Annotated in this window: 12 protein-coding genes and 1 pseudogene; 12 read left to right on the plus strand and 1 reads right to left on the minus strand. The window is 39.7% G+C overall.

Annotation, left to right across the window (positions count from 1 at the left end; all coding sequences use genetic code 11):
• Positions 1-7 precede the first annotated feature (7 nt).
• The 8 genes and pseudogenes from asnB (at position 8) to BM386_RS01190 (ending at position 10,553) form a co-directional block, all read left to right on the plus strand.
• Positions 8-1,705 (plus strand): asparagine synthase (glutamine-hydrolyzing), encoded by a 1,698-nt coding sequence (gene asnB, locus BM386_RS01155; protein ID WP_091691233.1) that lies wholly within the window; start codon positions 8-10, stop codon positions 1,703-1,705.
• A 107-nt stretch (positions 1,706-1,812) separates the two neighbouring features.
• Entirely contained in the window at positions 1,813-3,459 is a 1,647-nt protein-coding gene (locus BM386_RS01160) for a hypothetical protein (RefSeq protein WP_091691234.1), read from the plus strand.
• A 397-nt stretch (positions 3,460-3,856) separates the two neighbouring features.
• Positions 3,857-4,039, plus strand: a pseudogene (locus BM386_RS24070) (transposase); the annotation flags it as partial.
• Positions 4,040-4,523: 484 nt separating this feature from the next.
• Positions 4,524-5,498 (plus strand): MraY family glycosyltransferase, encoded by a 975-nt coding sequence (locus tag BM386_RS01170; protein WP_091691236.1) that lies wholly within the window; start codon positions 4,524-4,526, stop codon positions 5,496-5,498.
• Positions 5,499-6,202: 704 nt separating this feature from the next.
• Entirely contained in the window at positions 6,203-6,673 is a 471-nt protein-coding gene (locus tag BM386_RS01175) for a nucleoid-structuring protein H-NS (RefSeq protein WP_091691237.1), read from the plus strand.
• Between the two features lie 25 nt (positions 6,674-6,698).
• Positions 6,699-7,277: a hypothetical protein gene (locus BM386_RS01180; protein ID WP_091691238.1), complete on the plus strand. Its 579-nt coding sequence runs from the start codon at positions 6,699-6,701 to the stop codon at positions 7,275-7,277.
• Entirely contained in the window at positions 7,274-8,116 is an 843-nt protein-coding gene (locus BM386_RS01185; protein WP_091691239.1) for a hypothetical protein, read from the plus strand. The genes BM386_RS01180 and BM386_RS01185 overlap by 4 nt, the downstream gene beginning before the upstream one ends.
• Complete coding sequence (locus BM386_RS01190; protein WP_244545428.1) at positions 8,073-10,553, plus strand: leucine-rich repeat domain-containing protein; 2,481 nt, start codon at positions 8,073-8,075, stop codon at positions 10,551-10,553. Before BM386_RS01185 ends, BM386_RS01190 begins: the two co-directional genes overlap by 44 nt.
• Positions 10,554-11,380: 827 nt before the next feature.
• Here the strand turns inward: BM386_RS01190 and BM386_RS01195 are convergent.
• Positions 11,381-11,683: a hypothetical protein gene (locus BM386_RS01195; RefSeq protein WP_091691241.1), complete on the minus strand. Its 303-nt coding sequence runs from the start codon at positions 11,681-11,683 to the stop codon at positions 11,381-11,383.
• A gap of 125 nt (positions 11,684-11,808) precedes the next feature.
• On the opposite strand from BM386_RS01195, the gene BM386_RS01200 reads away from it, so the two are divergent.
• The 4 genes from BM386_RS01200 (at position 11,809) to BM386_RS01215 (ending at position 16,809) form a co-directional block, all read left to right on the plus strand.
• Complete coding sequence (locus tag BM386_RS01200; RefSeq protein ID WP_139235814.1) at positions 11,809-13,377, plus strand: hypothetical protein; 1,569 nt, start codon at positions 11,809-11,811, stop codon at positions 13,375-13,377.
• Between the two features lie 393 nt (positions 13,378-13,770).
• On the plus strand, positions 13,771-14,277 hold the full coding sequence (locus tag BM386_RS01205) for a winged helix-turn-helix domain-containing protein (protein WP_091691907.1): 507 nt from the start codon (positions 13,771-13,773) through the stop codon (positions 14,275-14,277).
• 736 nt (positions 14,278-15,013) lie between these two features.
• The gene (locus BM386_RS01210; RefSeq protein ID WP_091691243.1) at positions 15,014-15,940 is read left to right on the plus strand and encodes a glycosyltransferase family 2 protein; all 927 of its coding nucleotides are present in this window, start codon (positions 15,014-15,016) and stop codon (positions 15,938-15,940) included.
• Complete coding sequence (locus BM386_RS01215; protein WP_091691244.1) at positions 15,937-16,809, plus strand: methionyl-tRNA formyltransferase; 873 nt, start codon at positions 15,937-15,939, stop codon at positions 16,807-16,809. The genes BM386_RS01210 and BM386_RS01215 overlap by 4 nt, the downstream gene beginning before the upstream one ends.
• Positions 16,810-16,918: the final 109 nt, after the last annotated feature.

The raw sequence follows: 16,918 nt of genomic DNA on the forward strand, positions 1-16,918 counted from the left end.
GCAAAGCATGTGTGGAATAGCTGGATCAGTAGGTAAGGGAAGTATAGAATTGGAGATAAAACAAGTGTGCGATATGATGTTGCACAGGGGACCTGATAATACAGGTATATGGACAGATGAAAACGAGTGTGTATTAGGACATAATAGATTGAGCATCATTGATTTATCTGATGCTGCTAATCAGCCTTTCTCTTCTCTGGGCCAACGATACACACTCGTTTTTAACGGTGAAATTTACAATTACCTTGAGCTCAGGGATGAACTGGGGAATAGTGATTTCCGGACCAACTCAGATACAGAAGTATTATTACGTGCCTATCAGAAATGGGGATGTGGTATGCTTGACAAACTAAACGGCATGTTTGCTTTTGCCATTTGGGACAGGAAAGAAAAAGAACTCTTTTTGGCAAGAGATAGGTTTGGCGTAAAGCCGCTTTATTATGCATTAAAGAATGATAAGCTATACTTCTGTTCAGAGATTCCACCTCTCTTTAAAATTGGTATTCCAAAAAATCCTAATTTGAAAGTTTGGTCATCTTATTTTATCTCTGGAAAATATGCTGTAGGAAAAGAGACTTTCTGGGAAGGAATAGAATTACTTGAGCCTGGTTATACGCTTAATTATTGCAACGGAGAAATTACGCTGAAAAAGTGGTATGACTTTGAAAATGCCATTAAAACGAAGCAGGAAAATGCACTTATGAATCCTAAGGAATACTTAAAATCTCTCTTGTTGGATGCTACTAAATTGCGTTTTAGAGCAGATGTCCCAGTTGGATTTAACTTGAGTGGTGGCTTGGATTCTAGTATGCTTTTCTCCTTAATTAATAGCCAGTTTGGAGAAAATTCTAAAATAGAGGCTTTCACCTTTTATACAGGCGACGATAGATACGATGAGCTAGACTATGTACAGTCTCTACTCAAAGGCTCAAATTTCAAGTTGAATCCAGTTCTGCTTTCTCCAAAAGAAGTGCCTTCTTTGGCTAAAGATATAGCCTTACAACAGATGGAACCTTATGGAGGTCTGCCTACTATTGCTTATTCTAAGTTGTTTAAAGTTGCAGCTGAAAAAGGGTTTAAGGTATTGCTTGATGGACAAGGTGCAGATGAATCATGGGCTGGCTATGATTATTATTTTAATAACTCCAACTTAGAATTACAAGGAGTAAAATCTTCACCTTTTAGACCAAATGTCTTAACAAAGGATTTTAGGAATGAAGTAAAATCAGGAGTTGTAACTGCTCCTTTTGATGAAAATTTACTGAATCTGCAATACAGAGATTTATTCCAAACGAAACTCCAAAGGGCATTGAGATTTTCTGATCGAGTTTCTATGCAATCAAGTACAGAATTACGAGAACCTTTTTTGGATTATAGATTGGTGGAAAATGTGTTTGCGCTGCCAAGGGAAATGAAAATGCAGGGAGGTAAACAAAAATGGCTTTTCAGGGAGATTGCGAAAGATTTTCTTACTGGCGAAATCCGATTGGCTCCTAAGCGCCCGCTACAGACTCCTCAACGGGAATGGCTCGGAGATGAATTAAAAGAATGGGTTTGTGACGAAGCCTTGTCAATACATTCACTTCCTTGGTTCGATATGAATGAAGTAAAAAAAGAACTCAATTTGTATTTCAAAGGAAACAAAGAAAGTAGCTTCCATATTTGGCAGTGGATCAATACCGCATTAATTTTTAATAATGCGTAGTTTTTTTGGGGGGGTTACTCAGAATTTCAAGGGTATAAAAACAGATAAATCGCATAAAGAGCTGTAAATTAGGAGTATTAGATTTAATTTTTATAAAATTTTTAGGTATGAAATATCGCATCAAAATCACAAATCTTTCATTTGATCTTGAGTTTGAACCGATGAACGACTCCAATGGACAAGGTGAAAAAATTTTAAAACAACATGTCACTGGAGAAGAGTTTTTCTTGAGTTCCTCAGTGATCGAAAACATGGTAAAAAGCTCGGATAAGTTTATTACTCTAGAGGACTTTGAGTACGATTGGGAAAAAGCAATTGAGTTTACCCAAAACTCAGATACATCTATTATCAGGCTTCAAAACGGTAAAAAATATAGAATTAGAGAGTATAAAGCTCAGAAGTTGAAAAAAGACCTATTCATTGTGTCAGAAGGTCAATCTCAATTGGTTTTTGGAATAGATAATTATGATCAATGGAATAGTAGAGAAGATAAAAAACAGGATAGATATGTGTTTGATCTAGGGGCTTGGAATTCAAGAATAGGAATTGTAAATGTTGATTTGAAGTCTGCAGTTACTACCAGTGAAGTACAGCCCTATTATCGTGGTATTTTTAAAAACTCTCCATCTAAAAATCAATCTGGATCAATCGCATTGGTAAATTCAGATACAGACATGGAGTTTGGTCTATTATATTCAGGCAGTCAGGATGATGACTTACTGGTAATACAAAAGAAAGTAAATTTCAAAGGCGTAATCTGGCAAGAATTAAAAGCAAACCATGGAGGAGGACTTAAACTCGTTATGGAGGATTGCGATCTAGAACAAGTTGACCCGCCCACGTACTATAGGAAAGAAATTGTTTTCACTCAAAATTCTGCAAAACTGCTGGAGGGTAGCTTTAATCAGATTGAGAATATGTTTCAGGGAATGGGAAATAGCTCCAATATTATTTATTGTGAGGGAATGACTTTTATGCTTCCACCTAATACCTTTCTTCAAAATTACCATAATAGATATAATCATGATACTATAGGGCAGGCAAACCAAGACACCTCTCATTACATACATACCATCCCGAAAAAAGGTGATCGTTTTTTAATGAGTAGGAGCTACCAGACCAATGGAGAAGTGATACCGGATATGTTGCGTAATGTGATCAATTGGGAAAAGCTTGGTCTTAGCCCTATTCCAAATACAGTAAGATCTCTTCAGGCTGGGGATCGTATTAAAATACAAGGAGTCGAATATTTGATAAAAGTAACGGATAGAGTGAATGGCGTAATGTTTAATTCCGAGTATCGATTTAATAATCAAGATTCATATTATAGCCAGGAGTTTAAATTGGATAAAGCCTTACCGGAGAACCTGCCAATGGTTTTGGAAGTGGAAGTGATAGCGAGTCGAGCAGAGGCTCTCATGGATGGAAAGCCTCATCAAGGCTACATAATCTTCAAGTATAACAAGAACTGGCAAACAAATGTCGATATAAATCACGGCTTGGAATATATGCTTCAGTCCAATCCCTTTGGTGTGCTGTCATATAATCATAAGGAGATTTCTATTTGGGCTAGAAATACCAAACACAATGGATTCTATCGGCAATCAAAATCAGGTATTGGGACTTCTAAAGGCTATACACTAATTAACTGTCAGGGATTTGACGATCAGTTTAGCCCGGATATAGCTGTGAAATCAAATGGGCAAATGGATGAGAGAGCGGCCGAATTTATTAGCTTTTTGGAGAATTTATAGCAGATGTCATAGATGTCAATTAAAGAACCTGAGATTTGTCTGAATAAAATTGACCTAGGTTCTCGCCTAAAGAAAACAGAGGCTGTCCAGCGTGTTGAGACAGCCTTTTCAATAGCCTTCACTTGTTTTTTTAAGAATCCTACAAAAACATTTAAATTGAACAAGTGATTTATCTTTCTTCAAGGGTGAGCATCATTAAGCTTATCTAATTAATGGGGCTCAGAAGTAGTTTAAACTATGGACTTTCGTGCATTTAGCTTTAGCGTCTGAAAACGTTTACTTTTGAGTTATGTGGAAGCTAAGAAGCAATTCACACATGGTTTATTGACTAACTCTCCATATAGTTTGGTGCACAAAGGGTGGATAATAAGTTCTCAAATGAGATGTTAAATCCCGATTTCGGAAGCTTTTAATCCAAATATTTGACGTATTTGACTGTAAAATGTGGAAAGGTGTTATGTCAAAGAACGATACGCATCTGGAGTATAATCTTTCGCCAAGACTGAGTACTCTTGTGAAAAGACTGAAAGAAAGGAGTTCATTAAGGTTCAACAGGAATTACCAGAATGGAAGAAAATGAATTGGGGGCACCACTTTTGGTCTTTAGGTTATGGATCTTTAACTCTTGGAACTGCTAGTTGCTCTCCACACGGCTATGTACTTTGGGTTCGTAGTAGTTTAGTTGACTCTTTGTTACTCATTCAAATTGGAGATCATCTTTTGCCTTTATTTTTGGCATTGGCTTTATCATTACAATACTAAATAGATAAACTCTTGATTTTAAAAAATGCCTTCTGTTCAATCAATGCACTGCTTTTGAAATTTTAAAACGAGAGACTTTTAGTTATTTAAAGTCCTAAATTTTAATCATGGGTGTACGGAATGATGCCATTAACCAATACTCCTCGGCTTAACTGCCCAGAAGACTGATGTCCGATGACCGAAGTGGACACAATTCTTACGTTTAAAATATCCAATATTGCTTTGACCTCCTTACTGGCAGAAAAGCGGATATACAGAATATTAATTATTTAAAACTAATTTTAAATTCTTTTGTAGTATAGATGATTTTATCTCAAATCATAATTTTCCTTGCCCTTTTGCTGCTCGCTCTGATTTACCACAGGCTAGCGCTCAAGTTCAATATCGTAGATCAACCCAATCACCGCAGTTCCCATATTCATACCACAGTAAGAGGTGGCGGTATATTGTTTCCTTTGGCTGTACTCTTTTGGTGGATGGCATTCGATTTCCAGCATACCTGGATGATTATCGGTATTGTCTGGGTGGCTGCGATTAGTTTGCTGGATGATATCTATACCATATCCAGTAAAATCCGCTTTGCGGTTCAGTTTTTTGCGCTTACCATGGCCTTCCATGACTTGGATGTCTTTTCTCAAATCCACTGGCTGGCTCTTCCTGTACTGTATTTTATAGCATTGGCAGTGATCAATGGGATTAACTTCATGGATGGCATCAATGGCATCACTGGCTTATACGGGTTGGTGTTCCTGGGAAGCATACTGGCGGTGGATACCTACACTGAAGTTTTTGATGAGTATTTAATCCGATACGAAATCCTGGCAATCTGTGTGTTTTTGATATTCAATTTGCGCAAAAAAGCACTCATGTTCGCAGGAGATATTGGCAGCATATCCCTGGCCTACCTAATGATTTATTTTCTGATGCAATGGTATCTTGCCTCTGGGTCTTGGACGGTCATCTTATTCCTGTTGGTATATGGATTGGATTCGGCAATTACCATTTTTGATAGAATCCGTAAAGGAGAAAAAATCTCTGAACCGCACCGCACGCACCTGTATCAGATACTCGCAAACCAGGGAAAAATACCCCATGTCAACATTTCCTTGATCTATGCAATTCTTCAGCTTGGGATTAACTTTGGATTTTTTATTTACCCCAAAACCACCCCGGGTCCCTATCTAGGAGCTGCAATTCTTGTAGTCACTGGCTTGGTTTATATCTTCCTGAAATCCTACCTCCTTAAAAGGTACGCGACTATCCAAACTGACAACTAAGGCCCAAGAGTCAAGACCCAAGAGTCAAGAGTCAAGATTCAAGAATCAAGATCCAAGAGACTAGAACCAAGAGACAAATGTCAACAAATTCCTACCACCGCGCTCATCCTCCCCTTTAGGGGTCGGGGGTAGAACCCAGAGCTAAGAACCACCAACCGCCAGCCGAGATAGAAGAATCAAGAATCAAGAACTCAGAGCCAAGAATCAAGAACCAAAAACCGCCAACTTCCAACTTCTAACCTCCAACAGCCAACTGCTAACCCCAACCGCTCCCATAAATAAAAAGACCCAGAGATACCCTGGGTCTTTTTGTTTGGCCTCTGCCTAATTAAAACTTAACGCTGTGTCAAATTTGAGGGGTATTACTCAAATAAAAAATACCCAATATTGGGTATTTTTGAGCTGTTTTGGCCTTGATTTGGACAATTTTCGGGGTAAGATCATTTTTTGAAAATCCTTGGATCACTTATTGATATTGTAAGGATACCGTTTGAATGAAATGAAAGACTCAGGTGAAACCGCTCTCCAGACACATCAACCGCTCAGACGAGAATTGAAATTATTAACAAAAAGCATTTTTGATTTGGAATAGCATTTGCGACTTAATCATCTGTTTTTATTTACTTTGTACCCAAATTAAAAAGTAGGGGTAGTCCCTGTTTAAAATTTAAAAAAATCCTCATCAACTTAATCAAATCCCCAAAATGAAACAAAATTTGTTCTCTATTTCGGTTAATCGTTCACTTATGATTGCCTTGGTTGCTATGCTAGCAATGGGTGCTTGTAAGAGTAAAAAGAAAGCTGCCCAGCAACCAGCACCTCCAGCTCCTGTGGAGCAAGTGGAACAGCCAGCACCTCCTCCGGCTCCAGTAGCCTCAGCAGAGGAAGTCGCAGCTGAAAAGCTGGAAAATTATTTCAATAGTGTAGCTGCAGCAGGTAATGCATCTATGGCAAACCAAACTATCCAAGAGACGCTGGGTATGTTCTCTAATCAGGAAACTCCAGTGTTGATCGTGATTCACGAAGAGAATGGAATTAAGGATTATGATGAGCCTACTACCATTAAAAAGTATTTGGACTACCTGAAAGACACCAAAAAGAACTTAAACTACATCAGCGATATCCGCATGGATGCTAATGGTAAGGTCTCTGAATTGGAGCTTAGAAGAAAATAATCGCCCACCTGAAAACAATTTTACAATGAAAAATATAATGATCCTTTTCCTGGGCTTATTCCTTGCTTCTTCAGTAAGTGCGCTAGCTCAGTCTGAAACAATTAGCCCTGCTAGAAAACAAGCAATTGACTCCCTTGCCTTGGAGAAAGTGAAAGATTTGAGTAAGTACATCAGCATCATCGGTAGCAAAGAGACGCAGTTCTCCGAAGCCAATCGAGTGATGGACCGTGCCGAAGAATTATTCTCTCCGGGAGCTGAAATGGGCGTTTCCAGCATCAATACCAACGAAATCGCTTACTACAAAGTAAGACGTTATTTCGAGCGCTTGATGGCTTTGAACTACGATAGAGTAAACATCACCTGGTACGATATCCAGTACATCTCTGATCTGGAAAGACAGCCTGATGGCAGATATGTGGGTGTTGTCACTGTTTTCCAACGTTTCGAAGGAACCTCTATTGAAACAGGCATGAACTACAAAGACACTACTAAGAAAGATATCACAATCTACGTTGAGAAAAAGCAAACCCAAATTGCCGGTAGAACTATCGAATTCTGGGACGTCATGCTAGGTGACGTGAGAGTGACTGAAACCTCCGCATGAGAATAGTATCCTTTATCTTTGCGATTTTTATCGCAAGCATCTCGATTGTCTCGGGGCAGGGCATAGGCTCCCCCGGGACAATTAAAGATGATGGCAAATTTGCTGCCTCTACCAAACAACTAAACCAATTCTTCAGAAGATTTAATGCCGAAGAGTCTCCAACTGATGGCAATGTGCGCTATTACCCGGGAGATACAGCTTACCACAGTCCCGCACTGAGAAAAGGGTTTCTCCAGGTACTTTTTGACAATCAAACCTCCTCAGTCAGTAATGAACTAAAAACAGAATTTACCAACTCCGTACTTTCACCATCTTACCCTCAGTACATCAACTTCCACCGGGAAGGCTGGCTTGCTGAGGTTCAGGCTGAATTTATTTACAAAGGCAAAAGAGAAGTTGCCACCCTGATATTAAAACTTCAGCCGGAAGGGTTGGGGTACGAATGGGTCATAGATGAGGTATCATTTCCCCCATTCAAAAACATCTTCAATAAGCCAGTAGGAGATGGAAAAGATTTCTTGCACCCACTTAGTCATGAACTGGGATTTATGAATCTTCGTAGGGCCTTTCAGGACTCAGATTCCCCCGAAGCTTACACTGAAAGTAGTTTTAAACCTGATTACCTGACCTTATTTTTGTATGAAATGAAACAGAATAACATCCGTTACCAAACCGTAACTGACGTTAAATTTCACTTCTTCCAAATTGAAGGCTGGTATTTTGAAGTAAATCAATTCAACCGACCTGGATTTAATACAGGCTGGCTGATTTCAAACCTTGTCAAACTTAACCCTGGTGACAAGGAGTCTATACAGAAATACATTTATGATCAGAACTAAGTATATATATCTAAGTTTATTCCTTTTCTGCGTAAGTTTCTCAGGAATCGCTCAGACTATCAAAGGATATACAAAGGATGAAATAGATGATTATTCTTCCAAAGTAGAAGATCAGATTCGGTTTTTGGAGTATCTCCTCAATACCATAGGGTCAGCCGAAACGCAGCCAAGAGATAAGGATGTGGTCATCCGTGAAAGCTACCTGAAGATTTTCCGCGACGGAGAAGTGCAGGTGGAAGATGACTTGCTTCTGGACAGAAAAGTAGTGACCAACAAGAATGTAACTTCCTACCTCAAAGACATCGAATTTTTCTACAAGGATGTCAACTTCAAGTTTAAAATCAGGGAGGTAAAACCCCATCAAAAAGAAAATGGAGATGTGTATTTTACCGCCTCTCTAGACAGAACACTCACCGCCACTGGACTCAATAACGAGAAGGTTACCAATACCAAGCCCCGCTTTGTAGAGGTAAATCTCGATAGTAAATCACAGGAGCTGAAGATCGCCTCTGTTTACACCACCAAAGTCAGTAGAGATGAAGAGCTTGCCGAATGGTGGTCAGTGTTGGATCCTCATTGGCAGTCTTACTTCAGAAATCGCTTCTCTTTAAGTCAATACGACTCTATCAATGTGGACATGCTCTACAGATTCGTGGAAGTGGATTCTCTGGATATCTCCGGAACTGACTCTTTGCTGGATCTTACTCCTATGGAAGCCATGCGTAGCCTGAAGTACGTAAACCTCAGCAATACGCAAATCACCGAGCTTGGCCCCATTTCCAATGTGACCTTCCTGGAATACCTCGATGTATCCAATACCCCTACATCCGATATCCAATTTATCAAGTATTCTGATCGCTTGAAGCACCTGGATATTTCCAAAACCCAGATCACCGATATCAGCGAACTGGTAAACCTTAAAGCGATTCGATCCCTGCGGGTAGAAGAGACTCCAATCATGAGTTTTGCTGTATTAAATGAGTTTGATAGCTTGAAAAGTCTCTACATCTCCAAGAGTGGATTCAATAATGCCGATAATATCAAAGAGCTTACTGTATTGGAAAACCTTGATCTAAGTGGTAATTACCTGATCAATTTCAGTCAGCTATCAGAATTGGAGTCATTGAAGAATTTGAATTTGTCAAATACCAATATTCAGGACCTCACCCCTTTGGTAGGGCTGAAAAACCTCGAAGTAGTGGATCTCACGGGTACGGAGGCCTCGGATATCTCCGCTTTGAATGGCAAATCTGAACTGAACAAAGTTTTGGCGGATGATACCAAGCTTACTGTGATTGCAGCAGATAATTTTATCCGTAATAATCCCAAGGTATTACTAATCCACCATGTAAAAGACCTGGAAAGCTGGTGGAGCGGATTGTCTGATGCCTGGAAAGCTAGTATGAAAAAGGCTAACCCAAGCATCACTTCAGATAGTCCAAGTGTGGAAATTCTCACCAGTACCATAGGATTGGAGGAATTGGATTTGAGTGGGGCAGGCATAGAGACCCTTAACCCCATTACTAGATTTGCCAAACTCACCAAAGTTGACTTCTCAGACAATCCAGTCACAGAGGTGATTTCTCTCAGTGAGGTAAAAACGCTGAATGAAATCATAGGAAGAAACACCCAAGTCAAAGATATCTCTCCTTTAAAGTCTAATGAGGAATTGGTTAGACTAGATCTTGACGGCAGTCCCATCACTTCCATCATGGACGTGGTATCTCTGCCTAATTTGACTTATTTAAACGTCAATTCATCTGAGATTTTCCCTGAGGAAGTTCCCGAAATTCTCATTCAAAAGTCAGGGTTGACTATCATCTACAGAACTGAGGAGTTGAATACCTGGTGGAATGAGCTTGACCAATCCTGGAAGGAAGTGTTCAGAAAACAGTTTTCCATTCCTGAAGAACCTAGCACTGAGCAGCTTCATAGCTTAACAGGAAAATCTTCCCTTACCTTTGAGCGAATTTCTGCAAGCGAAATGCAGGCACTTACCGCATTTGTTAACTTACGCTCCTTGGTGATTTTTGATGCACCCTTGCGGAATATCGCACCTATTGGCGAGCTGAAGCTTCTGGAGAAATTGAAGATCTCTCAGGTGCCTGTAGTGGATTTCTCTCCGCTGAGAAGCCTGTCCAACTTAAAGGAACTGGATATTAGCAATTCGGGTATAGAAGACCTGGATCCCTTAGCATCCCTTTTCAAGCTACAGATCCTGAATATTTCCGGAACCAACCTGAAAACATTAAAAGGATTGGAAGGAATGATCAATCTGACAGAGCTGGATGTAGCCAGTACCAATCTGCGTAATCTCAGACCCATCGAAGGTCTTCCAAACCTCAAAAAGCTATCCTGCTTCAACACCAGGCTCAGCAGCAGGGCCGTAGATAACTTCAAGAGCTCAAATCCTGATTGCGAGGTAAGGTATTATTAGCCATCGAGTAAAAAGTATCAAGTATCAAGTATCAAGTACAAAGTACAAAGTAGCAAGTCTGCCCCATCGCTCAGCCAGAATGGGTTAATCGGGGCGGACTCGCACCATCTTACCTCTTGAATCTTGGATCTAATATCTTGAATCTAACGTCTTGCGTCTAACGTCTGGAATTTTGGTGCTGTTCGGGATTTGTAATCCCGAATTTCCGTTTCTTGATTACCGCCACCGTTCGTGTCTCACGAACGGTAATTAATTAGTGCTGTTCGGGATTTTAGTGCTATTGGGGATTTGCAATCCCGAATTTCCTTCTCTTGACTCTAATATTAGTGCTATTCTGGATTTATAATCCCGAATACAGTTTTCTTGACTCTTGATTCTAAACTCTTGCCTCTAAAATCTAATATCTTGAATCTAACGTCTTAAGTCTTGTATCTCACGTCTCAATTAAAAGCAAAAAGGGATTAAAAAATAATGTAAAAAAATCCCTTTAATATTGTCTCTGAAAAAGTAGTGCTTGAAAAGTTTCTTAATCACCCTGACATAAAGGTATGTAGCGCATCTTGGAAAAAAATACCCTATACAGGGTATTTTTTGGTTTTATAGCCGGAAACTTATCCACATAATAGAACTATCTGGTTATTGTATTGTCTTTTTTAATCTTTGTAATTAATAATTTAGATCAAAAAACACCTTTCAACCATATCTTTTTGTACGGAATGGAAACGAAATCCCGCACCCTAAGGATCGAATGAAAAAAATCTCATTTCAATTTTGCTTTTATCTTTTATGTATATCTGCAATTGCACCAGTAAAAGGTAAAAACCGACTTAAATTATGGTAAACACTAGCATTGCTGGTACTTCAGCCTGTCCCGCTCCTGCGGGAGTCACCCGGCATCCCCGCCTGCTATCGGGCAGGGGTCTTCCAGCCTGATAAGCAAAGAAAATTAGGTCACTGGTATCATTGGGGATAATCATATTATCTTTTATGTATATACGCTTTTCTGCCAGTAAGGAGGCTAAAGCAATATAGCATATGTTAAACTTTAGAATTGAGGCCACTTCGGTCTTCGGTCTTCTGACCAGGTGAGCGAAGAAATATTGGTTACTGGCATCATTCCGTATATCCATGTTATCTTTTTATCATTGACCATTGACTTTGCTGACCACTAATTTGCAATTGCTCATTTCCTCCACATAGAAACATAGAAAACATAGCTTAATCAACCGCCAACTGACAACCGCCACCCGATTTCATGGATAAATTAAAATCTTCTTCCAACCTCCTTTTCTGGCCCTTAGTTGGTTTGGGAGCGATAATTATGGTATGGTTTCTTCCTTGGAGATTTCAGGTGAACGACGATGTAATCATGATTTGGATAGTCTCGGGAGCCTACACTGGCGAACTTGAAAATTACGCAGTCTTTATTCACCCTGCCCTTTCTTGGGTATTGTCTCAATTGTATAGACTGTTTGATTTTAGCCTTTCATGGTATTCCTTGCTCTGGTTTTTAGGTGTGTATTACTCATTTTTGCTAATACATCTTAGAATAAAAAATAGTGTTATCTCTCCATCTTGGGCCCTGTTTTTCAATTTCCTCACGCTGGCAATAAGCATTCATTTATGCATTTTCCCTCAATTCACCTTGGTCAGTGGTTTCTTAGCGCTATCAGCTTGGGTTTACATTTTTCAAGGAAATACAAGTGGCAGACTTACACCAACACTACTCTTTCTGCTAGGGATTTCTTTAGCTATACTGATTAGAGCAGAAGCCTTTGTATTGGTGTCAGCAGGCGTACTATTCTATTTCCTTATGCTTAAATTCAAGTTTAATGCTTATAGAAAGTTGTTTCTAGCAGTAGCTGTTCTCTTTACAATTCTAGTTGGTTCAAAAGAACTTTTTGAGCAAAACTCCAAATATGCTGATTTCCTTGAATTCAATGAATTAAGACATCAGGTTATTGATCATCCTGTTTTTTATGAGAAATCAAAAGACGATGAGTTCAAAAAAGATGAGAAATGGCATTATTTCGCCAACTGGTTTTTTCAAAATAGCGGGGTTGAGCTGGAAGATTTAAGGGCTAAAAAGCAGCTGTTGGATAAAGACTATTTCTCTTTGAAATACATCTCAAAATCATTTGCCAGGTATTGGGAAGTCCAAACGGCTGAGCTGTTTAAGGGTTTTATAAGTGTTTTATTACTAGTTATTTTTGCGGGATTGTATAGAAGGGATAAAAAGCTCTTTTTTTTGCTGATATGGCTTTCTCTTTTTTTTCTGGCAAATCATGTCTTCCATTTCAGAGGTCGGGTTGTGTTTCTTTTTTACATAGTCTTACTGTTTCCGGTCTTACATGGCGATTTTAATAAGGTCTCCTCCAAGCACCTTCCTAGCTTACTATCCCTGGCGCTTTTGGTAGTTCTATTGGCCCATTTTAGCAATTTCAGGGATGAGTCAGAGAGGAGAAATAAACAATTGGTAGAGTTCAACTCCCTTTTGCAAGAATCAGAAAAAAGCACTCTGTTAATGCTGGAAGGATTACCTTTGGAATATTTCTCACGGGAATATGATCAAAAAAAACAAGTGCCATTTCTAATTCATGGTTGGATTTCCAGAAGTCCATTTCAAGAAAAGGCTTTAAATAGGTTTGGATATCAATCACTCACAGATATTGAAAAGTTTAATTTGATTGCTGTAAAAGAAAAAGCGCCATTTTATTCCAAAGACTTTATGAGCAGCATAAGCAGTGATTTTTTTCTTGATGAAAAGTTAGAAACGGAAACGCTGATACTGTTTAAATACAGTAAAGATCCAACAGGAAATTAAGCACCCATTATCTCATTTTCCAGTTCACGCTAGGACTAACTGCATTTACCCATTGTTTTGGGAAGCTTAGGATGTCAAATCAACAATTATCACAAACATTTGCTATTAACCCTCAACTGAGTAAATTTATTACTCATTCGATTTTAGCCTATACTTAATCCATAATGGCACTGTGGGTGAAAGGGCGAAGCTTTGTGGATTTTAGTGCTTTCTATCCCTTGAACCAGGTTTTGTGAAATCCGAAATCCTGCATCTGACCATCGCTGCCTGCTTTCCATTGATAATTGACCATTGACCATTGACCATTTACCATTGACCATTGACCATTGAAAATTGACCATTGATAAACATGTTCCCTATCACCTAGACAAAAAACACATACACAACCGCCATTTGCTCGATTCTCTAGTTACTTCCAAAACCCGGGTTAAACTCTTGTTGAAGTTTTTTTCCCACTCTAATTCAGGATACCTGCGTTCTTTAGCCAAAGAGTTTGATGAATCTACTAATTCAGTTCGGGTAGAATTAAATCGCTTGACTGAAGCAGGACTGCTCGTGTCAGAAGATGAAGGCAAGACCAAAATGTATAAGGCAAATACCAGCCACCCTTTCTTCAATGAAATAAAGGGCATGGTCTCCAAATTCCTCGGGCTAGATGATTTGATGGAGCGTATAGTCAAAAGAATGGGAGCTGTGGACATGGCCTACATCGTAGGAGATTATGCCAATGGAATTGATTCGGGTACCATACAGATGGTTCTTATTGGCAAAAATCTGGATATGGAGTACCTGGGTTTCTTAAAGGAAAAAACCTACGAGAAAGTCCAGAGAAAAGTAGAAGTATCCATCATGCAGTCTGATCCCGGTGATATACAGGGGATTTTGGTTTACGGCAAGTAATCCTTCACCTACCAAACACCTAACAAACACCTGCCAACCGGCACCCGCCAACCGCAAACCGTCACCTGCCAGCTTCCCTCGTGTTTCCGAGTCATTTCGACCAGCGGGAGAAATCTCCTCCCTAAAAGTTCAAGAGATTTCTCCTCGTACCTCTTCGAAATGACGCAGGGTATTCGTGAAGTCTCTGCTAATCGAAAGTTATAAAGTCTGATCTGGAAATCGTAAGATATTAAATCCGTTTTACCACCAACCCAAGTTAGTTATCGGTACCAACCGCCAACTGCCAACCGCCAACTTCCTTCGTGTTTCCGAGTCATTTCGACCAGCGGGAGAAATCTCCTCCCTAAAAGTTCAATAGATTTCTCCTCGTACCTCCTTCGAAATGACGCAGGGTATTCGTGAAGTTCCTGCTAATCGAAAGTTGCAAGGTCTGAACTAGAAACTGTAGAATCTTCAATCCGTTTTACCACTAAGCTAAGATAGCTACCGGAACCAACAGCCAACAGCCAACCGCCAACTTCCCTCGTTTTTCCGAGTCATTTCGACCAGCGGGAGAAATCTCCTCCCTAAAAGTTCAATAGATTTCTCCTCGTACCTCGTCGAAATGGCGCTGGGTACTCGTGAAGTTCCTGCTAATCGACATTTGCAATTGCTGGACAAGAAATCGTAAAATCTTCAATCCGTATTACCACCAAGCTAAGGTACTAACCGCCAACCGCAAACCGCCAACCCAAAAATGCTTCTCTCCATCATCTCTCCAATTTATAAAGCCGAGGCTGTTCTGCAGGAACTAGTGGATAGAATACATCAAGCCGTTAAAGGGATTACCGATTCCTATGAAATCATCCTGATAGATGATGGTAGCCCCGATAATTCCTGGGAAATTCTCGAAGAACTTGCTAGCATCCACCCAGAGATTAAAGGGATTAAGCTCTCTAGAAATTTCGGACAGCACTATGCCATTACCGCTGGCTTAGATGCCGCAAAAGGAGATTGGATAGTTGTAATGGATTGCGACCTGCAGGATAGACCAGAGGAAATTCCCAATTTGTTGGCTAAGGCAGAGCAGGGATTTGCTGTAGTGTTGGCCAGAAGAGCAAATAGACAGGATGGATTTGCTAAGCGACTTTCATCGAAGCTTTTCTATAGAACCCTTGCTTGGCTTACTGGTTCCAAACAGGACGAAAGCATTGCCAACTTTGGTATTTATCACCGCAGAGTCATCGACGAAATAATAGGTATGCGCGAGAGTATTCGCTATTTCCCTACCATGGTTAAATGGGTGGGATTCAGGCAAACTAGTATTGATGTAGTTCATGCTGAAAGAGAGGAGGGAAGCAGTAGCTACAATTTCAAAAAACTCTTTAATCTAGCCCTGGATATCATGCTGGCGTATTCGGATAAACCTATCCGGCTAACTGTCAAACTTGGATTTGGGGTAGCACTCACCGGTTTTCTTTTTGCTCTTTACACACTATTTAAATATCTCAGAGGAGATATCATAGTGGCTGGGTATGCCAGCTTAATCATTTCCATTTGGTTGCTAACTGGGTTCCTGTTAATTACCTTGGGAATGATTGGCTTATACCTAGGCAAGACCTTCGAAGGGGTAAAGAATAGGCCGATTTATATTGTGGAGAAACGGACTTCTACTAAGATATGATTACAATTTTCACACTTGGCTCTAAAGGATTCAAAGCCATAAGCTCATTACCATCAACCTTGCTTAATTTAATTGATGCAATAGTTGTTGGAAAAGATGAAAATGTAGAGAATGATTTCTCAGAAGACTTAAAGAAATGGTGCTTAGCGACTGGTAAAAAGTGTATAGAAAGGAAGGCTTTTAATCCAGCTACCTGTAGCAGTCAATATTGGATATTGATGGGGTGGAGATGGCTTATTCCAGTTGATGAAACTCGAAAAGTTATTGTTTTTCACGATTCTCTTCTGCCAAAATATAGAGGATTTAACCCCTTGGTTACAGCCTTGATAGAAGGGGATTCGGAAATTGGGGTTACATCGCTTTTGGCATCAGAGAAAATGGATGAAGGAGATATCTTATCCCAACTCAAATTGAATATTACTTATCCTATACGCATTGCAGAAGCAATAGCTGAAATCTCAAACCTGTATTCAGCATTGCTTTTTAAAACTATTACAGACATCTCTGAAAACTTTTTGATCAGTACCCCACAAAATCATGCCCAGGCAAGCTATAGTTTATGGAGAGGGAATGAGGATTATGTAATAAAGTGGGAAGAAGACTCAGAAAGAATACTTAGGATGATTCATGCCTCTGGAACTCCTTATGCAGGAGCTAGGACAAACTTGGATGGGAAAAAAATAAGAATCTTAGATGCCTATTGCTTTCCAGATGTCACAATAGTCAATCGAACTCCCGGAAAAGCCATTTGGAAGGATAAAGGAAATCTAGTGGTGGTTTGTGGAAAAGGACTTCTGGCAATCGCCAATGCGCAAGATGAAAATGGGCAGCAAATGCAATTTTCAAGGCTTAGATATAATTTCCATTGATTGTGAAGGGTAGTTAATCGCCAACTGCTTGCAATCTTTAGTCATTTCGAAGGAGCAAATTGATATCTAAATTTGACCTCATAGTTTATGCGACTGAGAAATCTAATGT

This window comes from Algoriphagus locisalis (assembly GCF_900116615.1).
Taxonomy (GTDB): domain Bacteria; phylum Bacteroidota; class Bacteroidia; order Cytophagales; family Cyclobacteriaceae; genus Algoriphagus; species Algoriphagus locisalis.